The 3052-nt window shown below is 35.0% G+C and carries 3 protein-coding genes and 4 tRNA genes; 4 read left to right on the forward strand and 3 right to left on the reverse strand.

Translation table 11 applies throughout. From position 1 onward, the window contains the following. Positions 1 to 3 precede the first annotated feature (3 nt). From AC07WY_RS19800 to AC07WY_RS19815, 4 genes are all read left to right on the forward strand, one after another. Positions 4 to 80: transfer RNA gene (locus AC07WY_RS19800), tRNA-Pro, on the forward strand. Positions 81 to 125: 45 nt separating this feature from the next. Beyond that, positions 126 to 202: transfer RNA gene (locus tag AC07WY_RS19805), tRNA-Arg, on the forward strand. Positions 203 to 243: 41 nt separating this feature from the next. Beyond that, a tRNA-His gene (locus tag AC07WY_RS19810) sits at positions 244 to 319 on the forward strand. Between the two features lie 23 nt (positions 320 to 342). Beyond that, positions 343 to 419, forward strand: a tRNA-Pro gene (locus tag AC07WY_RS19815). 142 nt (positions 420 to 561) lie between these two features. Here AC07WY_RS19815 and yfiB read toward each other — a convergent pair. From yfiB to yfiR, 3 genes are read right to left on the reverse strand one after another with little or no spacing between them, the layout of a single operon-like run. After that, complete coding sequence (gene yfiB, locus AC07WY_RS19820; protein ID WP_004723848.1) at positions 562 to 1041, reverse strand: outer membrane lipoprotein YfiB; 480 nt, start codon at positions 1039 to 1041, stop codon at positions 562 to 564. A 15-nt stretch (positions 1042 to 1056) separates the two neighbouring features. Next, positions 1057 to 2274 carry a diguanylate cyclase DgcN/YfiN gene (gene dgcN, locus AC07WY_RS19825; protein WP_004723846.1) on the reverse strand — a complete coding sequence of 406 codons (1218 nt, stop codon included), beginning with the start codon at positions 2272 to 2274 and terminating at the stop codon, positions 1057 to 1059. A gap of 4 nt (positions 2275 to 2278) precedes the next feature. Continuing rightward, positions 2279 to 2782, reverse strand: a complete 504-nt coding sequence (yfiR, locus tag AC07WY_RS19830) for a regulatory sequestration protein YfiR (protein WP_004817733.1) — start codon at positions 2780 to 2782, stop codon at positions 2279 to 2281. Between the last annotated feature and the right edge of the window lie 270 nt (positions 2783 to 3052).

Below are 3052 nucleotides of genomic sequence, written 5' to 3' on the forward strand. Positions count from 1 at the left end.
GAACGGAGCATAGCACAGCCTGGTAGTGCACCTGGTTTGGGACCAGGGGGTCGTAGGTTCGAATCCTACTGCTCCGACCAATTCTTCAAGGCAAGTTAATCTATGATATTAGTATCATTGGTCATGCGCCTGTAGCTCAGTTGGATAGAGCATCCGCCTTCTAAGCGGATGGTCACAGGTTCGAATCCTGTCAGGCGCACCATATGTTGCTTGATACTATAGATCCTAAAACTTAATGTGACGGTGGATGTAGCTCAGTTGGTAGAGCCCCGGATTGTGATTCCGGTTGTCGTGGGTTCGAGCCCCATCATTCACCCCAATTCCTTAAGTTTGTTGTAAATTCGGAGCATAGCACAGCCTGGTAGTGCACCTGGTTTGGGACCAGGGGGTCGTAGGTTCGAATCCTACTGCTCCGACCATTTAAGCATCAGCTTAAATATAAATCATCCGCTTAAAGGCGGTTTTTTTATGCCTGAAATTTGTGTTTGTCAACGAAGTGTCAAGTTCTATAGATCTAAAAAAAGATCTCCGTAGAGATCTTTTTTAATAAAGAGAAGATTATCAAGGAATAATAATCACCGCAACACGACGGTTTTCAGCTTTATTCTCTTCTGAATCATTTGATTTAAGTGGCTGGTCAGCCCCTTTTCCAATCACTTGGATATTTTGTGGATTAAATTTTTGCTCAATGAATATATTTGAAACATTTTGAGCACGTTCTTTGGATAATTTTAAATTGTATTCAGGATTTCCGATATTATCGGTATGACCTACAATTTTAAGCTTATCGAGATGATATTTATTTAATTGCGTGGCTAAACGAACCAATTCAGTTTGGCGCTCGGTATTAATATTCGATTCATTAAAACCAAACAATAAACGTTCTGGTAGACCTAGACTCCAGCCTTCATCCGTTAATACAAAACCTTCTTTCTTAAGTACACGAGCTTGTTTATAGCTCAACCCACCTAGATTCATACAACCTGTAAGTGCTAGGCAGAGTATTGCAAGAATAGAAAGTTGTACGTTTTTTAAAGTCATAAAAACCCCCTAATATTATGAATGGTAAATAAACCAATGATGCTGTAAAGATTTTGCTTTGTACATGGCTTGATCTGCTTGAGAAATTAAGTCTTCTGGGCTTGAGGCCTGGCTAGAGATAGCAATACCGATACTAAAGCTAAAAGAAATCGATTGTCCTTTATAGATTAAAGGATCGTCACAACATTTAATCAGATTTTCAGCAATAGAGATGAGGTGTTCAATTTTAGAAATGGAACGTAAAATAATTGCAAACTCATCTCCTGCAAGACGCGCGACAAAATCATCTTGGCGAATATGGCGTCTTAATCGCGAAGCCATTTCTTTTAAAACTTCATCACCGACCAAATGTCCATATTGATCATTAATAGCTTTAAAATTATTATTATCAATAAATAATAAAGCTAAATTTTCACGTTGATTGGTGTCTTCATATAGATTACATAACACCTGATAAAAATAATTACGATTAGGTAATTCAGTTAAATGATCATGTTGAACTTGATAAGAGAGTTCACTATTCTCGTTTTGAAGATGGGTATGCCAAGATTGAATTTCATCTAAAAGTTGGTTGAAGACACTGTTTAAGTCTTGAAATTCTTTTACATCACTTTTTGGAAACCTTAAGTTATACGCCTTTTGGTTTCTTAAGAGTTGTGCAATTTGTATAATCGGTAAAAAAGAACCCATAATATGGCGATAGGTCAAGTTTACTGACCACCATACAGCAAAAACCATAAAGAGCATGCCAAACGCTAAGCCAGTAAAAATTTTAAAAATAAACATTAAAATTTCATTGGAACTTCCATACAGCACAACTTGACCGACCAGTTTTCCTTGATGTTGGACGTTTAACTTGATGGAATCTTTTAAAAAGATATGATCAAAAAAGTTTTGAATATAAGAATAGTGTTCAACATTTTTTAAGCTTTCTGCAACTTTATGACCTTGATTATCATAAACCTCAATCAGGCGTACTGAATGTTGAAAGGTGTATTCATTGATAATCTGTGAAATCGCGATTCTATCAGAGAACACCAGCGCAGGTTGAACACGTTCAGACACGGTGCGGCTGATTAATAATAGGTTTTGTTTCGCATAAGATTCAACGGTAAATACTGAAATCGTGACAAAAGTAGACGTACTAATAAATAAAGTGATTGCAAAGGTCGTAAATTGAGATTTACGAAACAATGTTTGTAAGGAACTCGATTTAAAAAATTTATTCATCATTATTTTAATCCGAATTCTTTGCCAGCAATAAAACACGTGGGTCAACATGTATTTTAGACTGAGCTAAACTATCAAGATTCACTTTAAAAATAGTATTTCCTGTTTTGTTGGTGGATAAGCAAAAAACGCTGCCAATTTCACATTCAGAATTACTTGAGCTAAACGATAAAATAGATGAATTTAATGATTTCCCAATAAGGGCCTGTTCGGTTTGTGCTGAAGTATTGGAAAAAAATACCGCATCACAATGACGATTTTTTAGATCAGCTGAATGTATCGCACTTATATTAAAAGGAGACTTATTTGATTTGATATAAGCAGAAAATTGGTTTGCATAAGATGCATTATCAACGACGCACAATTCTGGATTCGGAGTGTTCCATTTTGCATAACTTAATATCGACAATGTCATCATGAAAATATTATGTGACGAATTGGCTGAGGAATAGTTGCAGCAAAAGAGCAAAATTCCTAAACAGAAGCTTCTTCTATTTATAAAACGGGCCATATTCGACTTAATTTATTAAATGATAAAATTATTTCAAATAGTTTAAAGAAAAAAAACAAATATAAATAGCTTAATATTTAAATAAAAACATGTTCTGCTTTATTAGTATGAGAAAAAATGGTGCAAAAAATAGCTAAAAATGGACTTTTTTTGCTATTTTGGTCGAAAAAATGTTCAGTTGATAAAAAAGTTTAAAAAAGGGGTTGTGTTGGTTATGGAATGCTGTAGAATGCACATCCATCGGCGGTGATGTTAAATAAAACTTCTGAT

The sequence above is a fragment of the Acinetobacter sp. GW821-FHT01C12 genome, assembly GCF_059422625.1.

Excerpts from the sequence above, each read along its gene's own strand:
- dgcN (WP_004723846.1), bottom strand. The coding sequence starts at position 2,274 with ATGATGAATAAATTTTTTAAATCGAGTTCCTTACAAACATTGTTTCGT.
- yfiB (WP_004723848.1), bottom strand. The coding sequence starts at position 1,041 with ATGACTTTAAAAAACGTACAACTTTCTATTCTTGCAATACTCTGCCTA.
- yfiR (WP_004817733.1), bottom strand. The coding sequence starts at position 2,782 with ATGGCCCGTTTTATAAATAGAAGAAGCTTCTGTTTAGGAATTTTGCTC.